This window comes from Chryseobacterium aurantiacum (assembly GCF_003020585.1).
Classification (GTDB): Bacteria; Bacteroidota; Bacteroidia; order Flavobacteriales; family Weeksellaceae; genus Chryseobacterium; species Chryseobacterium aurantiacum.
Genome location: NZ_PXUE01000003.1, coordinates 278289 through 299938, shown reverse-complemented (window position 1 = coordinate 299938; position 21650 = coordinate 278289). Strand labels below are relative to the sequence as shown.

Annotated in this window: 17 protein-coding genes; 6 read left to right on the top strand and 11 right to left on the bottom strand. The window is 36.0% G+C overall.

Features of this window, described 5'->3' with window-relative positions; translation table 11 throughout:
- The first annotated feature begins 86 nt into the window (after positions 1–86).
- Entirely contained in the window at positions 87–1901 is a 1815-nt protein-coding gene (gene rho, locus C7D53_RS13510; protein ID WP_106916969.1) for a transcription termination factor Rho, read from the top strand.
- Positions 1902–2110: 209 nt separating this feature from the next.
- Positions 2111–2707, top strand: coding sequence for a superoxide dismutase (locus C7D53_RS13505; RefSeq protein WP_106916968.1), 597 nt, complete (start codon positions 2111–2113; stop codon positions 2705–2707).
- Positions 2708–2777: 70 nt separating this feature from the next.
- On the opposite strand, the gene C7D53_RS13500 is transcribed toward C7D53_RS13505, so the two are convergent.
- Both C7D53_RS13500 and C7D53_RS13495 read right to left on the bottom strand, forming a co-directional pair.
- On the bottom strand, positions 2778–4286 hold the full coding sequence (locus C7D53_RS13500; RefSeq protein ID WP_106916967.1) for a T9SS type A sorting domain-containing protein: 1509 nt from the start codon (positions 4284–4286) through the stop codon (positions 2778–2780).
- Between the two features lie 281 nt (positions 4287–4567).
- Positions 4568–5767, bottom strand: coding sequence for an endonuclease/exonuclease/phosphatase family protein (locus C7D53_RS13495; RefSeq protein ID WP_106916966.1), 1200 nt, complete (start codon positions 5765–5767; stop codon positions 4568–4570).
- Between the two features lie 403 nt (positions 5768–6170).
- Between C7D53_RS13495 and C7D53_RS13490 the strand changes: the two genes are divergently transcribed.
- Both C7D53_RS13490 and C7D53_RS13485 read left to right on the top strand, forming a co-directional pair.
- On the top strand, positions 6171–8900 hold the full coding sequence (locus C7D53_RS13490; protein ID WP_106916965.1) for a carboxypeptidase-like regulatory domain-containing protein: 2730 nt from the start codon (positions 6171–6173) through the stop codon (positions 8898–8900).
- A 14-nt stretch (positions 8901–8914) separates the two neighbouring features.
- On the top strand, positions 8915–11119 hold the full coding sequence (locus C7D53_RS13485) for a DUF5689 domain-containing protein (RefSeq protein WP_106916964.1): 2205 nt from the start codon (positions 8915–8917) through the stop codon (positions 11117–11119).
- A 374-nt stretch (positions 11120–11493) separates the two neighbouring features.
- Here C7D53_RS13485 and C7D53_RS13480 read toward each other — a convergent pair whose 3' ends face one another.
- The 5 genes from C7D53_RS13480 to C7D53_RS13460 all read right to left on the bottom strand — a co-directional run bounded on the left by C7D53_RS13480 (position 11494) and on the right by C7D53_RS13460 (position 15010).
- Complete coding sequence (locus C7D53_RS13480) at positions 11494–11964, bottom strand: DUF6702 family protein (protein ID WP_228394029.1); 471 nt, start codon at positions 11962–11964, stop codon at positions 11494–11496.
- A gap of 58 nt (positions 11965–12022) precedes the next feature.
- Positions 12023–12724 carry an LOG family protein gene (locus tag C7D53_RS13475; protein WP_106917128.1) on the bottom strand — a complete coding sequence of 234 codons (702 nt, stop codon included), beginning with the start codon at positions 12722–12724 and terminating at the stop codon, positions 12023–12025.
- A gap of 59 nt (positions 12725–12783) precedes the next feature.
- Positions 12784–13497, bottom strand: coding sequence for a nucleotidyltransferase family protein (locus tag C7D53_RS13470; RefSeq protein ID WP_106916963.1), 714 nt, complete (start codon positions 13495–13497; stop codon positions 12784–12786).
- 66 nt (positions 13498–13563) lie between these two features.
- Positions 13564–13980: a RapZ C-terminal domain-containing protein gene (locus C7D53_RS13465; protein ID WP_106916962.1), complete on the bottom strand. Its 417-nt coding sequence runs from the start codon at positions 13978–13980 to the stop codon at positions 13564–13566.
- 13 nt (positions 13981–13993) lie between these two features.
- Positions 13994–15010 (bottom strand): aminoglycoside phosphotransferase family protein, encoded by a 1017-nt coding sequence (locus C7D53_RS13460; RefSeq protein WP_106916961.1) that lies wholly within the window; start codon positions 15008–15010, stop codon positions 13994–13996.
- 275 nt (positions 15011–15285) lie between these two features.
- On the opposite strand from C7D53_RS13460, the gene xrtF reads away from it, so the two are divergent.
- Positions 15286–15816 (top strand): exosortase family protein XrtF, encoded by a 531-nt coding sequence (xrtF, locus tag C7D53_RS13455; RefSeq protein ID WP_106916960.1) that lies wholly within the window; start codon positions 15286–15288, stop codon positions 15814–15816.
- Entirely contained in the window at positions 15803–16249 is a 447-nt protein-coding gene (locus C7D53_RS13450) for an exosortase F system-associated membrane protein (RefSeq protein ID WP_106916959.1), read from the top strand. Before xrtF ends, C7D53_RS13450 begins: the two co-directional genes overlap by 14 nt.
- A gap of 72 nt (positions 16250–16321) precedes the next feature.
- On the opposite strand, the gene C7D53_RS13445 is transcribed toward C7D53_RS13450, so the two are convergent.
- From C7D53_RS13445 to C7D53_RS13430, 4 genes are all read right to left on the bottom strand, one after another.
- The gene (locus C7D53_RS13445) at positions 16322–17320 is read right to left on the bottom strand and encodes a cation diffusion facilitator family transporter (protein WP_106916958.1); all 999 of its coding nucleotides are present in this window, start codon (positions 17318–17320) and stop codon (positions 16322–16324) included.
- 57 nt (positions 17321–17377) lie between these two features.
- Positions 17378–18370 (bottom strand): aspartate-semialdehyde dehydrogenase, encoded by a 993-nt coding sequence (locus C7D53_RS13440; RefSeq protein WP_106916957.1) that lies wholly within the window; start codon positions 18368–18370, stop codon positions 17378–17380.
- A 72-nt stretch (positions 18371–18442) separates the two neighbouring features.
- Complete coding sequence (locus C7D53_RS13435) at positions 18443–18874, bottom strand: hypothetical protein (RefSeq protein WP_076353121.1); 432 nt, start codon at positions 18872–18874, stop codon at positions 18443–18445.
- Positions 18875–18959: 85 nt separating this feature from the next.
- Positions 18960–21536, bottom strand: a complete 2577-nt coding sequence (locus tag C7D53_RS13430) for a TonB-dependent receptor (protein ID WP_106916956.1) — start codon at positions 21534–21536, stop codon at positions 18960–18962.
- Positions 21537–21650: the final 114 nt, after the last annotated feature.

Genomic DNA, 21650 nt, shown 5'->3' with positions numbered 1-21650 from the left:
AGATTTGCATTATACAATGTACTTGAAAACAAAAGTCACCGGACTTACTTTTCTTACTCACAATTAATTACATTTTTACATTAAATATGTTTAACATAGAAACGTTAAGGTCAAAATCCGTAACGGAACTGACTAAAATCTTAAAGGATTTAGGCGTTAAAGTCGCAAGAAACAGCAACGAAAATGATAAAATCTTTGCAATTCTTGACTTTCAGGCTTCCAACCCTAAAGTGTCAAAAGATTATTTCAACGCCACGGAAACCAGCGCCAATACTGAAGAAGCTCCAGCAGAAAAAACTGTAAAGGCTCCGGTAAAAAAAGCTGCTCCAAAAAAAGCTCCAGCAAAACCAAGAGTGACTGCAAAAGCACCGACAGAAACTGTAGAAGAGGAAAAAGTAGAAGACAAAACGCCGGTTGCTGAAGAAATAAAAGCTGAAGAGCCTAAAGCGGAAACAGTTCTGGCAACAGAAGAAACACCTTCCGCAACAAATTCAGCTAAAAAGAAAAGAAAGAGAGTTCCTCCTACCAATACAGGTAACACCGAAATCTCTCAGGAGAAACCAGAAGCTCCTAAAAATACAGAATCTCAAGAGCCTGCTCAGTCGGAAGAAAAACCGAACAATCCTCAACAACAACAGGCTAACAGATCTCCGAAAGGACACAACCACCCGCAGAACAGCGGAAACCAACATAAAAATCAACATCAACACCAAAATCCTAATCAAAATCAGAATAGACATTCTGAAAAGAATGAGGAGCATGCTGACCATAAAAAAGAATTTAGTTTCGATGGAATGGTAAGTATTGAAGGAGTGTTGGAAATATTACCTGATAACTATGGATTCCTACGTTCTTCAGATTTTAGCTATATCTCTTCTCCTGATGATGTGTATGTTTCTACTGCACAAATCAGAAACTTTGGTTTAAAAACCGGAGATACAGTGAAAGGAATTGTAAGATTGCCTAAAGAAGGTGAAAAATATTTTTCATTACTAAAACCTACGGAAGTTAACGGACGTGATCTTGCGTTTATTAAGGACCGTGTTGCCTTTGAATATCTGACTCCACTTTTCCCTGAAGAAAAATTCAACCTTGCAGGAAGTGAATCTACAGTTTCTACAAGAATTGTGGACTTATTTGCCCCAATTGGTAAGGGACAAAGAGCAATGATTGTTGCACAACCTAAAACAGGTAAGACAATGTTGCTTAAAGATATTGCTAATTCTATTGCAGCTAACCACCCGGAAGTATACATGATGGTTCTTTTGATTGATGAACGTCCGGAAGAGGTTACTGATATGGAAAGAAGTGTAAATGCAGAAGTTATTGCCTCTACATTTGATGAAGCAGCAGAAAAACACGTGAAAGTAGCCAACCTTGTACTTGCAAAAGCACAGAGAATGGTTGAGTGTGGACATGATGTTGTAATTCTATTAGACTCTATCACCAGATTGGCGAGAGCTTACAATACAGTAACTCCTGCGTCAGGTAAGGTTCTTTCCGGTGGGGTAGATGCAAATGCACTTCACAAACCGAAGAGATTCTTTGGAGCAGCAAGAAAAATTGAGGGCGGAGGTTCCCTTACCATTATAGCAACAGCACTTATTGATACAGGTTCTAAAATGGACGAAGTAATCTTTGAAGAATTCAAAGGTACAGGTAACATGGAACTTCAATTAGATAGAAAAATTGCCAACAGAAGAATCTATCCTGCTATTGACCTGGTTACATCCAGTACACGTAGAGATGATCTGCTTCTTGATGAATTGACTTCTAAGAGAATGTGGATTTTGAGAAAATATCTTTCTGAAATGAATCCTGTAGAAGCAATGGAATTTGTAGATAAGAACATCAGAGGAACTCTTAATAATGAGGAATTCCTGATGTCCATGAATAAATAAATTTAATTATTGTTAAAGTAGAAAGCGCGGATCTCAGGATTCGTGCTTTTTATTTTGAAAGCTTAAATATTTAAGAATAAAAAATATTTAAAATTTAATTCATTCTAAATCAATGTGTCAATGTTAAAGATTTATTAAAGTAATCCCCAATCTTTGATAATAGCTTAAATATTGGCTAATTTTGGGTTATAACATTAAAAATAAAGATTATGTCATTTGAATTACCAAAACTAGGATATGCATATGATGCATTAGAGCCAACTATCGATGCAAAAACTATGGAAATCCACCATACAAAACATCACCAGGCGTATATTGACAATTTAAATAAAGCAATCGAAGGAACTGATTTAGCAGGGAAAACGATTGAGGAGATCTGCCAGACAGGAACTGATAAACCAGCTGTAAGAAACAATGGTGGAGGACACTTCAACCACTCTTTATTCTGGGTAATCTTAACTCCTGGAGGAAGCAAAGAGCCGGTAGGAAACGTAAAGGCTGCCATTGAGAACTATGGAGGTCTTGAAAAATTCAAAACTGATTTTTCTGATGCTGCTAAAACAAGATTCGGTTCAGGATGGGCTTGGTTGGTGAAGAATGCTGACGGTTCAGTATCTGTTTCTTCTACTCCAAACCAGGATAACCCATTAATGCCTGTAGCAGATGTGAAAGGAACTCCGGTTTTAGGATTAGACGTTTGGGAGCATGCTTATTACTTAAACTACCAAAACAGAAGACCTGATTATGTTTCTGCATTCTTCGATGTAGTAAACTGGGATAAGGTAGAAGAATTATTCAACAAATAATTTTCAACTATTATAAAAATAAAAGGTTCAGAATTTTCTGAACCTTTTTTCGTATTAATGTTTTTAAAATTTATCTTTTAATTACTTTCTGGGTAAAGATTTCATTTCCTGAACTTACTTTTACAATGTAGGTATTGGATGGCAGTGAATGAATATTTACAGCCACTTCTTTTTCATTGCTGAATGACTTTTCAAAAACAATCTTACCATTGATGTCGTTAACCTGTACTGATCCTGAGCGTACTTTATCAAGCGATACTACAAACACTCCGTTGCTTGGGTTAGGTGAAACCTGAATATTTTTCTGCTGAATTTTTTCTTTAAGCATGGATTTCGTGTTGTTTGGATCTGCATTAAGATCAATACGATAATCTTTATCAGTAGGCTTGATCTTTATTTTAGCAGGAATAGAAACCGGTAAATTGTCCATTTGTAAATTTTCCTGACAGTACATAAAGTCGTATGGGAGATAGCTAAGACTGTTTTCAGCATGAATTCCCTCATTGTTGCCCGCAAAAGAGTATACCATCTCAATGATGAACTTATATTGTCCGGAAGGTGGATTGGTTAGATCTGATTGATTGATTATAAACTCAAACTCATTAGGGTTGGGAAAGTTAAGGGTAGCAGATGTTGGGTACAATGCACTTGTTGCGATATCCAAAAGAGATATCTCAAAGTTTACAATACTTGCTCCCATAGGGATGGTATAATTTCCATTTACATGTAGCGGGAAGCTTGTTACTTCTTTGCATGAGCGGGTTTGGTAAGTAAACTCAAGACTTCCTGTATTCATTTTGCATATGGCACCACTTAATTCAGTGATTTCAGTATTGGTTAAGGTAAAGTTGGTCTTGTTCAAATAAAATCTAGGAAGCTGATTTTGATCAGGATCATCATTATATTGTTCAATAGCTCCGGTATATGAACCTCCACGGCTTGCAATATTAGCAGCGGCTTCTTTATAGGTTTGGTCAGTATTTACGTGTACTACAATAAACTTTGCATTTCTGTCCATTTTAAATTTTGTGAAGGCAGCAAATGCATTGTCCTCATGCAGACCGTTAGGAGGATTAAAGTTGACCAGATAAGAACCATTGCTCAAGCTTCCGTTTGCTCTTTCGGCATCAGAAAAAAGAACAATAACTAACGGTCTTGGACGGCGGGTATCTAAAGTTTTTTGCGGGCTCACAATATCCGGATGAGGATAATGATCAAGAGCTGCTCCTATTAAGCTTACAGCATCATGAAAATGATCCCCATTTCCTAATCTTCTGGAAAATGTTTGGGCTGTTGCCAGGTCATTGGTAAAATTAGATTCTATATAGATTCTTGGAACAGAAGGAGTCATGCCTGGATAGTCCGTTCCATAGTGTACTACAGAAACACGATTGTCACGATTGCATTTTAATACCTGCTCCATAAGTTTCATGGTGGAAACGGTCATTTGATTGAAGGCTACGTCACTGATAGAGCCACTATTGTCTAGACAAAAAATAATGTCACTTCCTGATTGCGAGTAGAGAGGTTTCCAGGATAATAAAATTGAAAATAAGATAAGCTTAAATGTATTTTTCATAATTCACAGATTTTAGTAATGTTAATTAATGAATTGATTAAAAGCTTTATCCGGTATTTGGACCTTTGAAATAGAAGAAAATGAGGGCATGGGTAAAAAGCACGCCATAGGTAATGAGTGTTTCATGGTTTTAATTTTTGTTATTAGGTTATTATTCACTGAAAAATCATAAGTCAGTGATATACAAATATAATTAAAACCCAGGCTAATGTTTAAATTATTTTCAATTTGATGGGTGCCTTAAAATAAAAAAGCACTCTAAAAAGAGTGCTTGTCTGTATTTATTTTTTAATGTATTCTTTCTGAACTACAGAAACTGCTGGGAAGTGGTCACTGTATCCACCAGTAAATCGGTCACCGTCCCAAGAACGTAAAGGATATCCTTTCCATTGCCCTTCCTTGTTTACTAAATAAGCCGGAGCATAGATCTCAGCTTTGTAAATACTGTAAGTAGGAGTGATTTTTTCTGGAGAATAAAGATTCCTTGAAACAATGATCTGATCAAATAAGTTGGGAGCATCTCTATAAGCCAAAGAAGCTACACCTGCTTTGTACAATTTGTACATTAAATTATAATAAGGGGTTTTATCTGACAGCTCACTTGGATCACCCACGGCAGCTAAGTGTTTCTTTAAGCTTGGGCTTACCGGGTCATCATTGTAATCTCCCATAGAGAATAACTTAATTCCCGGATTTTCAGCAGTTACCTTGTCCATTTCGCTTTTCAGGACTGTGGCAGCTGTATTTCTTTTTGCAAGAGAAATAGCTTCTCCACCTCTTCTGGATGGCCAGTGGTTCATAAAGATTCCTACTTTTTCCCCATCCAGTAAGCCTATTGCAATTACAATATCTCTGGTATATTCTCTTTTCCCGTTTTCATCATAAATCTTGATTTCCTTTTTATAGGAATCCAAAACTGAAAATCTTCCTTTCTGATAAATAATGGCTACATCAATTCCTCTTGAATCATAAGAATTGAAATGTACAATTCCATAATTACTTCTTGCCAATGCCGGCTGCTTGATAAGATCTTCAATAACCTGTCTGTTTTCTACCTCAATCAATCCGCAGATTGCAGGATTGTCATTGGTGTATTGTCTTCCAAGTTCTGAGATAACCTTAGCTTCATTCGCTAATTTTTGGTTATAATACTTTGAACCCCATCTTTTAGGGCTGTTAACTGTAAAGTCTTCAGATAAGAATTGTTTTCTGATTACTTTTTTTCCAATCAATAGATCATCACTCCATTCTCCTTTATAATCTTCTGTTGTTTCAAGATACTTCAGAGAATCCACGGGTACACTTCTGTGAAACTTGGGATTGGAACGAGGTAACGTTCCATCAATATAATCTGCAGAAGGAATTGTATCCCAAAGGTTTTCTACGTTTAGGAATGCGACAGCTGCTCTTTTTACCTGCTTCTGCTGTGAGAAAGCGGAGCCAAAGCAAAATAAAGCGGCAATGATTAAATATTTTTTCATATTCTTAGTATATTCAAAAAATTGAGGGGGTAAAATTACTAATTTTATATAAGAATAAAGATTAAAATGATCTGAGTTTAGTTTAAGAAAAGGTTAAGGATAAGATGAAATACCCAATAAAAGGCATTAGAGGGCATTATTTAATTGTTGATGAGATTTTATTCACTATTAAGAAATGAGCTGTTTCCTGTGGGATTCATAATTTCTATGGTGATTGTTTTGTAGCTTTCGTAAGATGATCTTTCATTTTTTGTGATTGATTAAAATTGGGGCTTTTTTTTAGGATAATGTAGGTAGGTTAAGAAAAATTAATAGAATAAATAACTAAAAATGTTTTAGTTAATGAAAATAGTCCTAAATTTGTTGCCCCTTAAATAAAGAAGGAGTTAAAAATAAGTTTATTATGATTAAAAAACTATCCCTAATCTCTTTGTTTACGTTAATGCCTGCCTCTTTTTACTTTGCGCAAACCACTGTGTATGCGTATGTTAAAGATCAGGATGGTAAGCCTTTAGAGAAAGCAGAAGTAGATCTAGCACAGTCCGGGAACGATGCCGCCGCGGATAAAATTGGGTACTTCCAGTTTGTGGATTTAAAACCTGGCCATTATCTTATCACGGTAACAAAACCAAGCTTCGAGTCAAAGATCTTAGAGTTTGATGTAACTGCTGATGAGAAGAGAAAAGATTTAGGTGTTATTACACTTAATTACAATTTAGGATCAGACGCAGGAGTAATAGTTATTGATGACTCAGCAAATGATACTGAAGATGGAGGCTCATCTATGCAGCCTACTGTAGGACTTTTAAGCTCAGGAAGAGATGCTTTCCAAAATGTTTCCGCGTTTGAACTAGGTGCTTACTGGTTCAGACCAAGAGGAGTAGACAACAGATTTGAGGATGTAATGTTTAATGGAGTTTCCATGTCTAAAAATGATGATGGAAAAGTAGACTTTAATAACTGGGGTGGTCTTAATGATGTAACAAGATACCCTTACGAAAATGTAGATAACATCACTCCTTCAGAATATACTTTCGGTAATTTGGGAGGTGCTGTTTATTATAATACAAGAGCTTCCAGCTATAGAAAGCAGACTTCACTTGCTTATTCATTTACGAACAGAAGCTACCTGCACAGAGCCATTGCTACTTATTCTTCAGGTCTTACCAGGAATGGTTGGGCATTTACGTTCTCAGCAAGTAGAAGATGGGGTGATAGAGCAATCCTTGATGGTGTTTATCAGGATGCCTACGCTTATTTTGCGTCTATCGAGAAGAAATTCAGTGACAGACACTCTATTAACTTAACTGCTTTTGGATCTCCTACTTACAGAGCTTCCAATTCACCAAATACCCAGGAGGTTTATGACATCATGGGGAAAAACTATAACTCATACTGGGGATGGCAGGATGGAGAAAAAAGAAACTCCAGAATCAGAAATGTATATGAACCTGTATTTATGTTGACAGACTACCTGAAAATCGGTAAAAACTCAAACTGGATCAATACAGTTTCCTATCAGTTTGGTAGCGATGCAAGAAGTAGACTAGACTGGTTCCATGCTGCAGATCCAAACCCTACCTATTACAGAAAATTACCAAGTTTTGGCCTTTTGACTGCTGATGAATTCAGAGAACAGGCACAAATCAACTGGAATGATCTATACAATACCAACCGTCTTAACCTGAAGAATATGGATGGAACCGAAAGAGGTGCTTCCTATACTTTGGTGGATGATGTAAATAAAGACAAAACTTTAAACATTGCATCACACTTTGATACAAGACTAAAGGATAACTGGAAATTGAATATTAACTTCAATTATCAGAACTTAAAATCAGATAACTTTAGAAGAATTAATGATTTATTAGGTGCTAACTATGCCAATAACCTTAATGCTTTTAATAATGATACTCAATACAATGTTGACGACCCAAATACTAAGGTTAGAGTGGGAGACAGAACTCAATATTCTTATGAGTTAACAAGAAACCACTATTCATTAAATGTTTCCACTGAAGTAGACTTCAACAAGTGGAATGTGGTAGCTTCCATCTTCTCTTCATATTCTGAATCTTACAGAGACGGGAAATTCAGAAATGCAATATTTATGGATAACTCAAAAGGAAAAAGTGCTATCTATAATGCATTGGATGCTGGACTTAAAGGCAAGATTACCTACAAAATCAACGGTAAGAACTTTATTGTTTATAACGGAGCATTATTTAGCCTGGCACCAACCCTTAATGAGATCTTCATTAACCCGAGAATGGGTGATTTCTTAACTCCAGGAGTTAAAAATCAGGTGATCAATTCTAATGATATCAGTTATATCATGAGAGGTCAGATTCTAAAGCTTAGAATATCCGGATACTATACTACCATTAGTAACTCAACGGAAATTTCAAGATATTACTTAGCGGTTTCTTCCAATAATACAGGGTCATACAACACATTGGTTAATGAGGCCATGAGTGGGGCAGACAAGAGATATCTTGGTGCAGAACTAGGATTTGATCTAAAGGTTACCCCTACACTTAACGCAGTTGGGGTGGCAAGTGTTGGTCAATATAAATTCACAAATACTCCTCAGGTATATACATTTGATGATCTTAACGGATTCAGAAGCTATGGTTCTGCTAATATTAAGGACTATAAAGTAGCGGGAACTCCACAAAAGGCATTCTCTTTAGGATTGAAATACAACTCGCCTAAGTACTGGTGGGTAGGAGCATCTGCAAACTACCTGATGGATCAGTATCTTGATTTCTCAGCAATCAATAAAACAGCTGCAATGTACACGGTTCCGGGTACAGGAGGTCTTCTTTATGATGGTGTTACGCCGGAGCTTATTCAAGAGCTTACAGCGCAAAAGAAATTTGACGATCAATTTATGTTGAATGCTAACGCAGGTAAGTCTTTCCAATTCGGAAAATACAGAATAGGTGTGAGTGTTTCAGTAAATAATATTTTAAATAACAGGAATTATGTAACAGGTGGATTCGAACAAGGAAGATACTCAAACTTCCCGGATGCACTTGCAGAATACCAAAGAGGTACTCCTTACTTTGGACCAAAACTTTGGTATGACAGAGGAAGAACTTTCTTTACTAATGTTTATTTAAGATTCTAATAACGATGACTATAATGAAAAAATATAATTCAGTTTTAAAATATATTTTTATCGCAGCAGCTTCCCTATTTGTAACGGTAGGATGTGTGCATGACGATAAATATGACCAGCCTAACCTAGACGGGTATGACTGTGCAGACAAGCAAGGAACTGCAATGCCATTTGCTGATGTAAAGGCAAAATTCCAAAATAATACCGTATATACATTCCCTAAGGATGAGACTCCTAACAATGAAGCAGATGATCTTTATATGGTAGGGTATGTTTCTTCTACGGATGAAACGGGGAACGTTTACAAAACAATTTATATCCAGGATGCACTGGCAAATCCTACCCATGGTTTTACCATCAGTGTAGACATGGTGAGCAGCTATACTAAATTTCCTCAGGGATCTAAGGTATATGTAAAGCTTAATGGCCTTTCAGTAGGTACTTATGGTGGAGTAGTACAATTAGGAGTAAAAACAGGAGCAGAATCAGCTGCTAATGGAGTATCCAGAATCCCGGAAAAATTAGTTCCAAACACCATTTTCAGATCATGTACAACAAGAGGAGAAGTAATTCCAAAGGTTTTAACTCTTGCTGAACTGAAAAATAACGAAAACCTAATCGGTTGTCTTGTACAGTTGAATGAAGTAGAATTTGACAGCAAAGCTTTATGTTCAAACTTCGCACCCAACGGTCAGACTGTAGACAGAGGAATTGGACAGGGATGGAATGAATCTAGCAGTGCATACGTGAGTACAGCAGTAGTAAGAAACAGTGGATTTGCTTCATTTGCCAATCAAACACTTCCTGCAGGAAAAGGAACACTTAAAGGGATTTATAGTAAATTCCAGTCAGGTTCTAATACAACGTACCAATTCTATATCAACAAGGTAGCAGACCTTGATATGGAAGGAGGACCATTAGATGCTAACGGAAAAGACAAGCACTTCCCTCGTTTGGATAAAATACAGGAAAACCCTTGTAGATTCAGTGCTACAAATCTTACCGCTAAAACAGTATCAGATATTAAGCAACTTGCAGGATCATTAGCTCCAAACGGACTTGTTCAGATTACAGGAGACTTCTATCTGAAAGCTCAGATTACCGCTAATGATGAAACTGGAAACTTATTTAAATATCTATATGTAGAAGATGCAACTGGAGGGATCAAAGTAAATATCAACAAAGCTGATTTATTCCTTGATGGCAGATTCAAAGTTGGAAAAGACCTGAATATTAAATTGAAAGGTTTATACATCAGAAACGTTGCTGGTGAACTTCAGATTGGATCTAATGACTCAAGCTCTGCTATTGCTTACAGAATTAAAGAAGAAGATGTATACAAATCTCTATTTGATTCAAACGCTCCGGCAAGAACTGTGGTTGCTACGGAAAGATCAATCTCTCAATTAACAACTGCTGATGTAGGAAGATGGATTAAAATTAGAGACCTTGAATTCATTAACGGTGATTTAGGGAAAACATATGCAGACGGTTCAGCTCTTTCAAACAGAACGCTGGAAGACTGTTCAGGAAAAACAATTACACTAAGAACCAGCGGACGTGCCATCTTTGGTATAAAAGCAGCAAGTGCTATTGAGGTTGCTGGTGGAAAAGGAGATGTATATGCTGTCCTAAGTGTATTCAATGGTACCTACCAATTATGGATTACACAGCTTACAGATCTTAACCTTACAAACCCTAGATGTGATGGAAGTGTTTATACACCTATCCCGCTTCTTTATGGTGATGATTTCGCTGCAGGTGGTTTCAGCTCAGACTGGACGGTTGTCAACAAGGTTGGACCCAACCAATTCTGGGGAACTTCTAACCAAGGTAACGGAACAAACTACTATGCAATGATGAATGGTAATGCAGGAGGTGCTGGTAATAACTTTGCCAACGAAGACTGGTTAATCTCTAAAGCAGTAAGCTTAGTTGGAAAATCTAAAGGAGTTGTAACCTTTACTACAGACGTAAGATATGCAGGAAATGCATTACAGGTATTTGCTACAGATAACTACACAGGAGACGTTGCAACTACCAATTGGACGGCTCTTCCGGCAAATCTGGATACCAACTCAAATGCATTTGGAGACTGGGTGAGCTCAGGAAATGTTGACTTAAGTGCTTTCTTAGGTAAAAATGTAAGAATTGCATTTAAATATACATCTACAACATCTGCTGCTGCAACATGGGAGATAGATGACTTCAAAATTAAAGGACAATAATTATTGTTTTTATAAAATTAAAACCGGTTCGTAAGAGCCGGTTTTTTTATTTTCAGATGCTATATCAATGGAATCACAGAAGAAAAAGCACCAGTATTAAGATACATGATCTTTCCTTTTAATGGGTGCCAAACTTGATATTGAAAAACGCATAAGAATGAAAGTGAGTATAAAGTAATTGAGAAAGACCGGATATTGAACATATTCCTTTTTAAACCTATAGACTAAGCGGTTCATTACGTATTGAAAAAGTAAATACTGTCCTTATGGTTCATGAATACTTAAAGAATAAGTAGAAAGCTTCTTGGATAGGGTAGCCTATAAAACAAAAAACCACCGCATCAGCAGTGGTTTTATATTTTAAAATTTCTTTCTTAAAAAGATACCTCATTCACTTCTTTTCCTCTTTGAAAGTTCATCGTTTTCTGACTGCCTTTGTAGGCAATATTAACGAGGTTAATCTGTTTAGGAAAAGCACTTAGGAGGATCGTATTCTTAATCTTTAAGGTATTGATATCTGAAACTCCTCCCGTTTCAAAATATACCCATACAGTTTCTCCACTTATCTGACTTCCGGTGAAAGTAATTGTTTTGGGAGCACCATTAACAAATACATCAAAATTATTGTTCACATATTTTTTCACTTCTGCCTCAAATCCGGCTGTGTTCGGATTGATCTTAATGGCATCAGAGATATGGCTTGTATTCATTTTTGTGGTAAACTTCAATGTCTTGCTTCCATCAATATAATCCACCTTGGTCATTGAAGAGAAAAAGTCTACATACATAAAACTCATTAACACAAAAAATGTTAAAATTCCTGATATATATAAAAGTTTTTTCATCTTAATTAATAGATTTACAATCATACTTGCTAGTTATAGTTCACAAATAATATGCCAATTAGAAATTTACATTCACAGAATATTTATCATAAAAAGCCTTAATGTGTGCTACTGCCTCATCAGCAGTGTCTACCACTCTGTAAAGATCTAAATCATCTTCTGCAATCATACTTTCTTTTAAGAGTGTAGCTTTGAACCAGTCCAATAATCCACCCCAAAATTCACTCCCCACCAATACAATCGGAAATTTACCTATTTTATTGGTTTGAATTAACGTCATTGCTTCTGTAAGCTCATCCAAAGTTCCAAAACCTCCGGGCATAACCACGAAACCTTGAGAATACTTTACAAACATTACCTTTCTTACGAAAAAGTAATCAAAATTCATGGAATAAGACTTATTGATGTAAGGATTGAAGTGCTGCTCAAAAGGAAGATCAATATTAAGCCCAATTGATTTTCCGCTGGCATTAAAAGCTCCTTTATTTCCTGCTTCCATGATTCCGGGACCACCTCCGGTGATAATTCCGAAGCCTAGTTTGGTAATCTTTTCCGCAATTTCTACAGCCATTTCATAGTATTTATTATCCGGTTTCAGACGTGCCGAACCGAATATAGAAACACACGGGCCAATTTTTGCCAGTTTTTCATAGCCATCTACAAACTCCGCCATGATCTTGAAGACCATCCAGCTGTCCTTGGTAACGGTTTCGTCCCATGTTTTTTGTCTGAAACTGTCGTGTAGCTTTATTTCGTTCATATCAAATTCCGGATTTACTAAACTTTCATCCCTCGTTCCATCAATTCCCATTACAAAAATTATTTAAAATGTTTTTCGGCTTCTATTACAGATTCTGGTCTTCCGACATCTATAAGAAGACTGTCATGCACAAAACCGTGGATATGTTCGGTCTGCATCAGATCCAGATATTCTTCCATAACAGAAAATTTGCCTTTCCTTTTTATTTTTTCAAAGATGGTAGGGTTGATGCAATGAACACCACTGAAAGCAAGAGCCTTAAATCCTTTGTTGAATTCTGCAAGTCTCTGTTCTCCCGTCTGTACATTGAGCCAGCCTCTTAAAACCATGTCATCATTGAAAAGAAGTTTTCTCGAACTTTCACGGTCCGAAACTGCTAAAGTAGCAAAATCTTTTATCTTTTTATGATATTCTACCAAAGCATTGATGTTTATATTGGTTAAAATATCAGCATTCATGATTAGAAAATCTTCTCCATGATCAAGAAATTTTCTAGCAAAAATTAAGCCGCCTCCGGTTTCCAGTAATTCGTTGGTTTCATCCGAGATTTCAATGTTGCATCCGAAGTTATCATTTTTCTTCAAAAAATCAACAATCTGATTCCCAAAATGATGAATGTTAATCACAAAATCTTGTATACCGAAACCTTTCAGATATTGGATGTTTCTCTCCAAAAGCGGAACATCATTCACTTTTGCCAGTGCTTTGGGGTGATGATCTGTAAACGGTTTAAGTCGGGTGCCTTTTCCTGCGGCGAAAATTAGAGCTTTCATATGGTAGGAGTAATACGTGATAAGTATTGAGTTTAAATAAGTAAGTGTGATATTACTTATGGCTCATTACTGATTACTAATGTTAAGTTGTGGTTGTTCATCATGATTGATGGTTACTTTTGTTCCGTTCGGGTATTTTTCCTTGATAAATTCAGCAATTTTTATTGCAGAATATACCGATCTGTGCTGCCCTCCGGTACATCCGAAATTGATTTGTAAATTCTCAAAACCTCTCTCAAGATAATCGTCAATATTGATGGATACAATAGACTTTACAAGCTCTAAAAATTTAGGCATTTCAGTTTTTGTTTCAAGATATTCCTGAACACCAATGTCATTTCCGGTTTGGATTTTATATTCTTCAATTCTTCCTGGGTTTAGAATTCCCCTGCAGTCAAAGGCAAAACCTCCTCCGTTTCCTGAATCGTCCTTAGGAATTCCTCCTTTCTTGTATGAAAAACTGTGTATGTCGATGTGTAGCATTTTCTTTATTTTTTTACTTTAAAATAGTATCAATTTTTTGTTTCGTTTTATCTGTAGCTAGCTGTTGAATTACTTTAAAAAGTTCAGGATAATGATCCATTTCTTCCCATGAAAAGGCAAACTGAGTGATGTTTTGAATTCCTTTTTCCAGACTTGCCATAAAATGTTGTTTCCTTTGAATCAGCCCTCTGAAGCCATAAGCTCCTAATACCTGAAGAAATCTCATCATCTGAATAGGCTTGACCGATTTTTTTAGTTGATCCTGTATTTCTGGATTTTCAAATAATTGAATGTAGAAATCCAGCATTTCATTTTTAAAGTCTTCCGGAAAATCTGCCTTGGCCTGAAAAAGAAATGAGATGACATCATACATTAAAGGGCCTTTCATCGCTGATTGATAATCGATGAATGAAACCTCATTTTTATCATTCACCATAATGTTTCTTGCCTGAAAGTCGCGGATCATAATTCCTTTAGGTTCCAGATTTTCTACAAGTGAGGCTACTTTTTTGAATTCCTTTAGGAGGGTAGACTTGTTGTATTCCAGTTCCAGTACATCTGCTACAAAATTTTTGAAGTAGTAAAGATCATGAATGATGGGTAATTCATCGTAGCTTTCATATTCAAATGTTCTTGAGAAATCAATTTTGCCATTGGTTTTCATTTGCAGTTGAAAAAGTTTTTCCAGAGTTTGCTGTACCAATGAAGTTACTTCCTGAGAAATATTCTGCTTTGTAATTACCTCCGAAAGGGTTTTTTCTCCTAGAAATTCCTGTATATACATTTTCCTGTCATCCGAAATAGATAGGATTTTAGGTGTATTCAGGCTTAAGTCTGAGAATATCTGAGAATAATACAGAAAACTTTCATTTTCCGGGATATTTTCATTGTAGGTAATGATATATTTTTCAGCAGGGGTTATGGCCAGAAAATTTACCCTCGCAGAACCGCTTTGGGCTAGTGTGATGAATTCAGTGGATTTTTTACCAATATGGTTTTCAAAAAATCTTTTTGCGTTTTCAGAAGTCATAATATGGAAACAAATATACTAATTTAACATGAGTTGGAAATAAAGGATCCTGATAGTTTTAAGATGTCCTAAAAAAGAGGATGGGATAATTTTTAGTCAACTGAAATGTTGGGTTCAGTTTGTTTAATAATGGATGTTTCAAAAAAAAATTGTGAATTTTTAGATTTTGTTATTCAATAGTGGTTTCTGTTCTCTTGTAACAGGGTTTTTGTCTTGAGGTTGAAGTTTCTTGCTTCGATTTCAGGTTATTACAGTCTAATTTTTATCTTTGTAGTATGCTAAAGGACTTTAAGCCGGTATTAGGTATTTTACTTCGCTTCATCATTATTTATCTGGTGTTGCTTTTTGCTTATCAATTTTACCTGAACACCAATAAGGATTTCGGTTTGGATCCTTTTTCCAGAATAATTGCTGATCAGGTGAGTGCTGTACAGAATGTGATGGCGTATCCTACGAAGCTTTATAATGATGTTAAAAATGAACAGGTTTGGTTCTATGTAAAGAATCAATATGTAACAAGAATGGTAGAGGGTTGCAATGCGATTTCTGTTATCATTTTGTTTGTGTCTTTTATTTTTGCTTTTTATAAAGGTTCAAAGACATTTGTTTTTGTAGGAGCAAGCCTGGTTTTGCTTTACATTATGAATCTTTTACGGATAGTAGGGCTGAACATTGTCATGGTGGACCATAAGGAGTATGGAAAGATGTTTCATGACTTTGTTTTTCCGGCTGTTATCTATGGAAGTGTGGTGCTGCTTTGGCTTGTTTGGATTAAATTCTTTGCTTTAAAACATGAAAATTCTTAATTGGCTTTTAGTTATTTCCGGGATCTGTGGATTGATAGGAATAAGAGTATTAGAGGAAAAACTTTTCTATGATCCTTTTCTTGGGTATTTTCATGAAGCCAATAAAAATATTGAGTTTCCCTTATTCGAATGGGGGAAATTAATTGGAGGACATTTGTTTAGGTTTCTCCTTAATCTGTTGTTTTCCTGCCTGATTATTCAGGGATTGTTTAAAAACAGACAATGGACGATGCAGGGAGCGATTATGATGGTCATTGTTTTCGCAATTTCCTTATCTATTTATCTATATTGTATTTACAGCCATTTTGAAATTGGGTATCTTTTTTCATTTTATATGAGAAGATTTGTAATACAGCCTTTGATTATATTATTAATTATTCCAATGTTTTATTATAGAAAACAGATGGTAGAAAAAGAGTCCGGAAACAAATAAAGCTGAGAAAGCAAATCAATGTAAATCGTTAATCTACATCTTTGCTTTCTCAGCTCTCTTTTTTTCTTTGGATTACTCTATAGTATGTTTGTCTACACTGGTTACATTCTCAGGAGTCCATTCTACACGTTTCACAAAGTCTTTTTCCCGAACAGGACATTCTTTGATCTGACAAACGGAGCATGATATTGGCTTACAGTCATCCATATGGAAATTGAACTCAATACTTCGTTTAATATTTTTTGCCAGAAGAAGAATGACTTTTTCCATTTCATTATGGGCATCCCGCAGGCTGTAATACCAAGGAAGAGTAATATGGGCATCAATATGAAGTGAGGCTCCGAACTGCTGGATTTTCATGTTGTGTACATCAATCCATTCCGTCCTCCTGTTTTCTTCAAGGATTCTGATGATCTGATTTAGTATTTCGGGATCCTGTTCATCCATAATGCCGCTTAATGACTTACGAACGATTTTATAGCCTACAAAGATGATATAAAGTCCAAAAATTAATGCCACAGCAGAGTCAAGCCAATATATTTTTGTAAAATATACAATCACTAAGCTTATAACTACACCCAGAGTGGTGATGGTATCTGATTGCAGATGTTTTCCGGAAGAGATCAATACCAGGGAATTCTCTCTTTCTCCTTTCTTTATGGAAATATAACCCAAAAGATAATTAACTACAGCTGTAGCTGCAATAATCCATATTCCTAAATCGATCTTGCTGAGTGTTTTTCCTACAATAAGGCTGTGGATTCCCTCATAAATAATCATAAGCCCTGCAATGGCTATTAAAGCGCCTTCGATACCGGAAGTAACAAATTCTACTTTTCCATGGCCGTAAGGGTGGTCATCATCCTTAGGTTTTGCTGCAAGGTGAAGGGAATAGAGTCCCATAAATGCACTAATGACATTCACGATACTTTCCATGGCATCGGAGAACACAGCATCGGAATTGGTTAATTTCCATGCAATGATTTTTCCAATAAAAAGGATTACTCCAAAGGCCGCTATAATTTTTTGGAATCCTATTTTGTCTTTATGGGTGTTTTTCGGGGTATTCATAAAGTGTTTGATAAAAAAAAGAATCTCAATTTTGAGACTCTTTTTTATTTTGTTAGTTTATACTAAGTTGTTTGCTACAAGGTATTCTGCAATTTGTACAGCGTTTGTTGCGGCTCCTTTCCGTAGGTTATCTGCTACGATCCAAAGGTTGAGCGTCTTGGGCTGTGACAGATCTCGTCTTATTCTTCCCACGAAGACTTCGTCTTTTCCTTCCAGATAGAAAGGCATCGGGTAGTGGTTGTTTTTAACATCATCCATCACCACAACTCCTGGGGTTTCAGATAAGATCTTTCTTACTTCATCCAGCTCAAATTCATTTTCAAATTCGATGTTTACACTTTCTGAGTGACCTCCCTGAACAGGAACTCTTACTGCTGTTGCTGTCAAGTTGAATGTATCATCACCTAGAATTTTCTTCGGCTCTTTCATTAACTTGATTTCTTCTTTCGTATAATCATCATCTGCAAATACATCACAATGAGGTAGTGCATTTTTGAAGATTTGATAAGGATATACCTTAGCGATAGAATCATCACCGCTAATCTCTCCGTTTAATTGATCTACTGCCGCTTTACCTGTTCCTGTTACAGACTGGTAAGTGGAAACGATCACTCTTTTTAAATCATATTTTTTGTTCAATGGTCCTAAAACCATTACCAATTGAATGGTAGAACAATTCGGATTTGCAATAATTTTGTCTTCTTTGGTCAATACATCAGCATTGATTTCCGGAACAATTAGTTTTTTGTCGGGATCCATTCTCCAAGCTGAAGAATTGTCGATAACAGTTGTTCCCACTTCTGCAAACAGGGGAGCAAACTCAAGGGATGTAGAACCTCCGGCAGAGAAGATCGCAATATCCGGTTTGGCAGCTATAGCGTCCTTCATGCTTACAATACTAAATTCCTTCTGTTTATACTTCACCTTCTTACCTACTGATTTTTCAGATGCTACTGGAATTAATTCTGTTATTGGGAAGTTTCTCTCTTCCAAAACTTTAAGCATAACTTGTCCAACCATTCCTGTTGAACCTACTACAGCTACTTTCATTGATTTAATTAAAAATTTAAGATTAAACTATTTGTAAATTATAACGCATAATGTATAATTTCTTTATCTATTTTATGCCCCAAAGACTTTCACCCAAGGGAATGCAAATGCAAATAATGCTACCGCAATTAATCCCATAATGGTAATTCCTAAGGAGATTGTATCATTGGATTTTACTTTTTTGTTAACGATCGTCATTAATACCGCTGCAATTAGCATAGAAAATGGATGTTCAACATATTGGAATCTTAATGCTGAATTCTTCATTACTTCCCCCATATTTAGACCTCCAGTAAAAGTAGTTATCAACATAATGATTCCTATTAAAAACTGAACGTGGAAGAAGATCATTGTGAAAAGGGTAGTTTTCTTTAAAAACTTGTTCACTTTCCCACTGAAACCGAACATAGTAGCCAAAAGTGCAATAATAAATAATGCCACCAAAAGAAGTTCAAGATACCCGAATCCTTTGTGGGCATTTTTCAAAATTCCGTAAAAATCCATATTTTCTATTTTTTTGTACACAAAGATAACAAAAATCCCGGCTCAAAGCCGGGATTCATATTTATAAAATCTAATATTGTGATAATTAGAAGTTGAATGATAGAGTTGCAGTCCAAGTTCTACCGAATCCAAAGAATACCTGGTTAGTCTGGCTGATTCCTTTGTAGTTTCCAGCTGCCTGGTAAGCTGCAAAGTCTTTAACAAGAGTAGGGTCAGTTACAGAAACTCCCTTAATGTTTGCATATTCCTGAGCAGTAAGATTAGCATGTGTACTTGTATTTGATTCAGCAATATATGTTACATCAAACAAGTTATATACATTTCCTCTAATTGTAAAGAATTGCTTACTGTTTAGGTTAATTTTATAAGAAAGACCTACATCAAATAAGTTAAAGCTTGGTAACTTTAGTGTACCTTTATCTGCAGCAGCCTGAGTTCTGAAGTTGAAAGCATCTAAGCTAGCATATAGATTGTTGGTATTTCTCCATGTCGCATCAAAGCTTAGGTTTTTAACAGGTCTTACTGTAGCTCCTAAAGAGGCAGTCATTTGAGCAGCGTCACCTACTTTTACTTTATCTAAGTATAAAGTAGTTTCGTTGCTTGTACTTCCTGGGAAATTAAGAGGCAAGTTTGTACTGTCTTCAAAAAGAGTTGCTGTAGCATTTCCTTTATAGTACCAATCTCCAACAGAGAACATACCATTAATTGTTAATAGTTTGTTTAAGTTATAGCTTGCATCAACTTCTAGACCCATGTGAACTTCATTTAATCCGTTCATTTCTACATAGGCAGTTTTTCCAGCTACTACATCTCTTAGACCTGTTCTTCTAAGGTATCTATCATCCCAAGAAGTTCTGTATAGGTTAACGTTAGCATTGAAGTTTGAAGATCTGAATCCGTATCCGATTTCTGCGCCAAAGATTTTTTCATTTTTAAGATCTGGAGAAACAATATTTTCATTACTTCTGTATACTGCACTGAAGAATGGTTGTTTTTCATAGTATCCAATATTTCCGAAAACATTGTGCTGTTCGTTGATGTTATAGTTAACACCTGCTTTAATGTTATATCCAAAAAGGTTTTTGAATCCTGTTTTAGTATTCATGATTTCTCCTTTTTTAGACTTAGAAACTCCGTCTATAATGAAGTTATCAATTCTTTGGAAACCTTGGTTGGAAACTGACCCCTGAACGAATGCAGAAATTTTATCGTTAGTATATTCGAATTGTCCGAAAGCTCCGTACCAAAGTACTTCACCATCATTACTGTAGCCAATTCTGTTGTTCATGTCATCAACCTTACCTCCAAATGGGTTCCAGCTTGATTCTGGTTTAGATACAGCTGTTACCAAGTTAGGTGGGATGTTTTTGTTATTTTTATCAAGGTATCCGCTTCCTCCTAATAGGTCAGTAACTACCTGATAATGGTAACCATAATAATATCTTGCATCAACCCCTGCTGAGAACTTAAATTTATCATTGATTGTGTGGTTGAAACTAGAAATTACACCAAACCAGTTGTGTGAGTTGATTGACGCATTTCTGATAAGAATACCTTTGTCCGGAGTTGAAGCCTGGTTAGCAGCATAAAGATCACCAAGGTTATATAAACCTGTTGTTTGATCTCTGAAGCTGTTTAAGCTTTTTCCATTAGCAGAACCGGTTGTGTTTGTTCCACCACCTCTACCGAAAGATGCATAAAATACAGTATTAAGCTTTGACTTTTCACTCATTGTCCAGTCCCAGTTCAATGACATTACCGGCTTATGGTAGTAGTTAACTCTTGTTCCGTACTGTTCTCCGTTAAGGTATCCCCAGTCTGAGTTATATCTTCTATTTGGAGTTCCGTCTTTATCCGGGTTGAATTTTATATAGTCTGAAATAGTAATGGCATATGATCTTTGGTTGTGCCATTGAGGAGCTCCAGTAATAGTGAATTGGAATTCATGGTTACCTCCTGGTTTTTTATATCCTACAGCGAAATAGTAGTTGTACCCTTCGAACTTAGTTCCATCAGCGTACATAGATCCTGCAGTTCTGGACATTAAGAAAGAAGATGCCCATCCTTTTTCAGATCTTCCTGTATTGTAAGCGAAAAGAGACTTTACATAGTCATTGTTCCCTACTGCTAAAGATACAATACCACCTTGTTTTTTATCAGCTGCTCTTGTAAGAATGTTTACAGTTCCTCCTACAGATGCGATAGCTAATTTAGAAGAACCAAGACCTCTCTGTACCTGCATAGCAGAAGTTACATCAGATAGTCCTGCCCAGTTTGACCAGTAAACTGATCCTCCTTCCATATCATTTACAGGCATACCGTTTACCATTACGGCAATATTGTTTTGGTTAAATCCTCTAATATTTAATTTAGAGTCTCCAAAACCACCACCACCTTTAGTAGCATAAACTGATGGTGTCGTGTTCAAGATCTCAGGGAATTCCTGATTTCCTAATCTTTCAACAATTTGTGCTTCCTTAATTGTTGAAACTGCTACTGGCGTCTTTCTATCTTTAGCGATATCGGCAACACCAGTTATTACAACTTGTTCAATGTCAGTAGACTTTGTTTTTACTGTGTCCTGAACCTGTTGAGCATAATAGACGCTAGCTGTAGATAATGTGATTACCGCAGATAACATCGATTTGTTGATTAATTTCATAATCGTTAGTAATAATTAGATTTAATTTTCTGCAAAATTCGCGAAATTAATTTTAACTATTATTAACTCAATGTTAATTTTTAATCAGTCTTAATAGTATTAAGTGTCTGATTG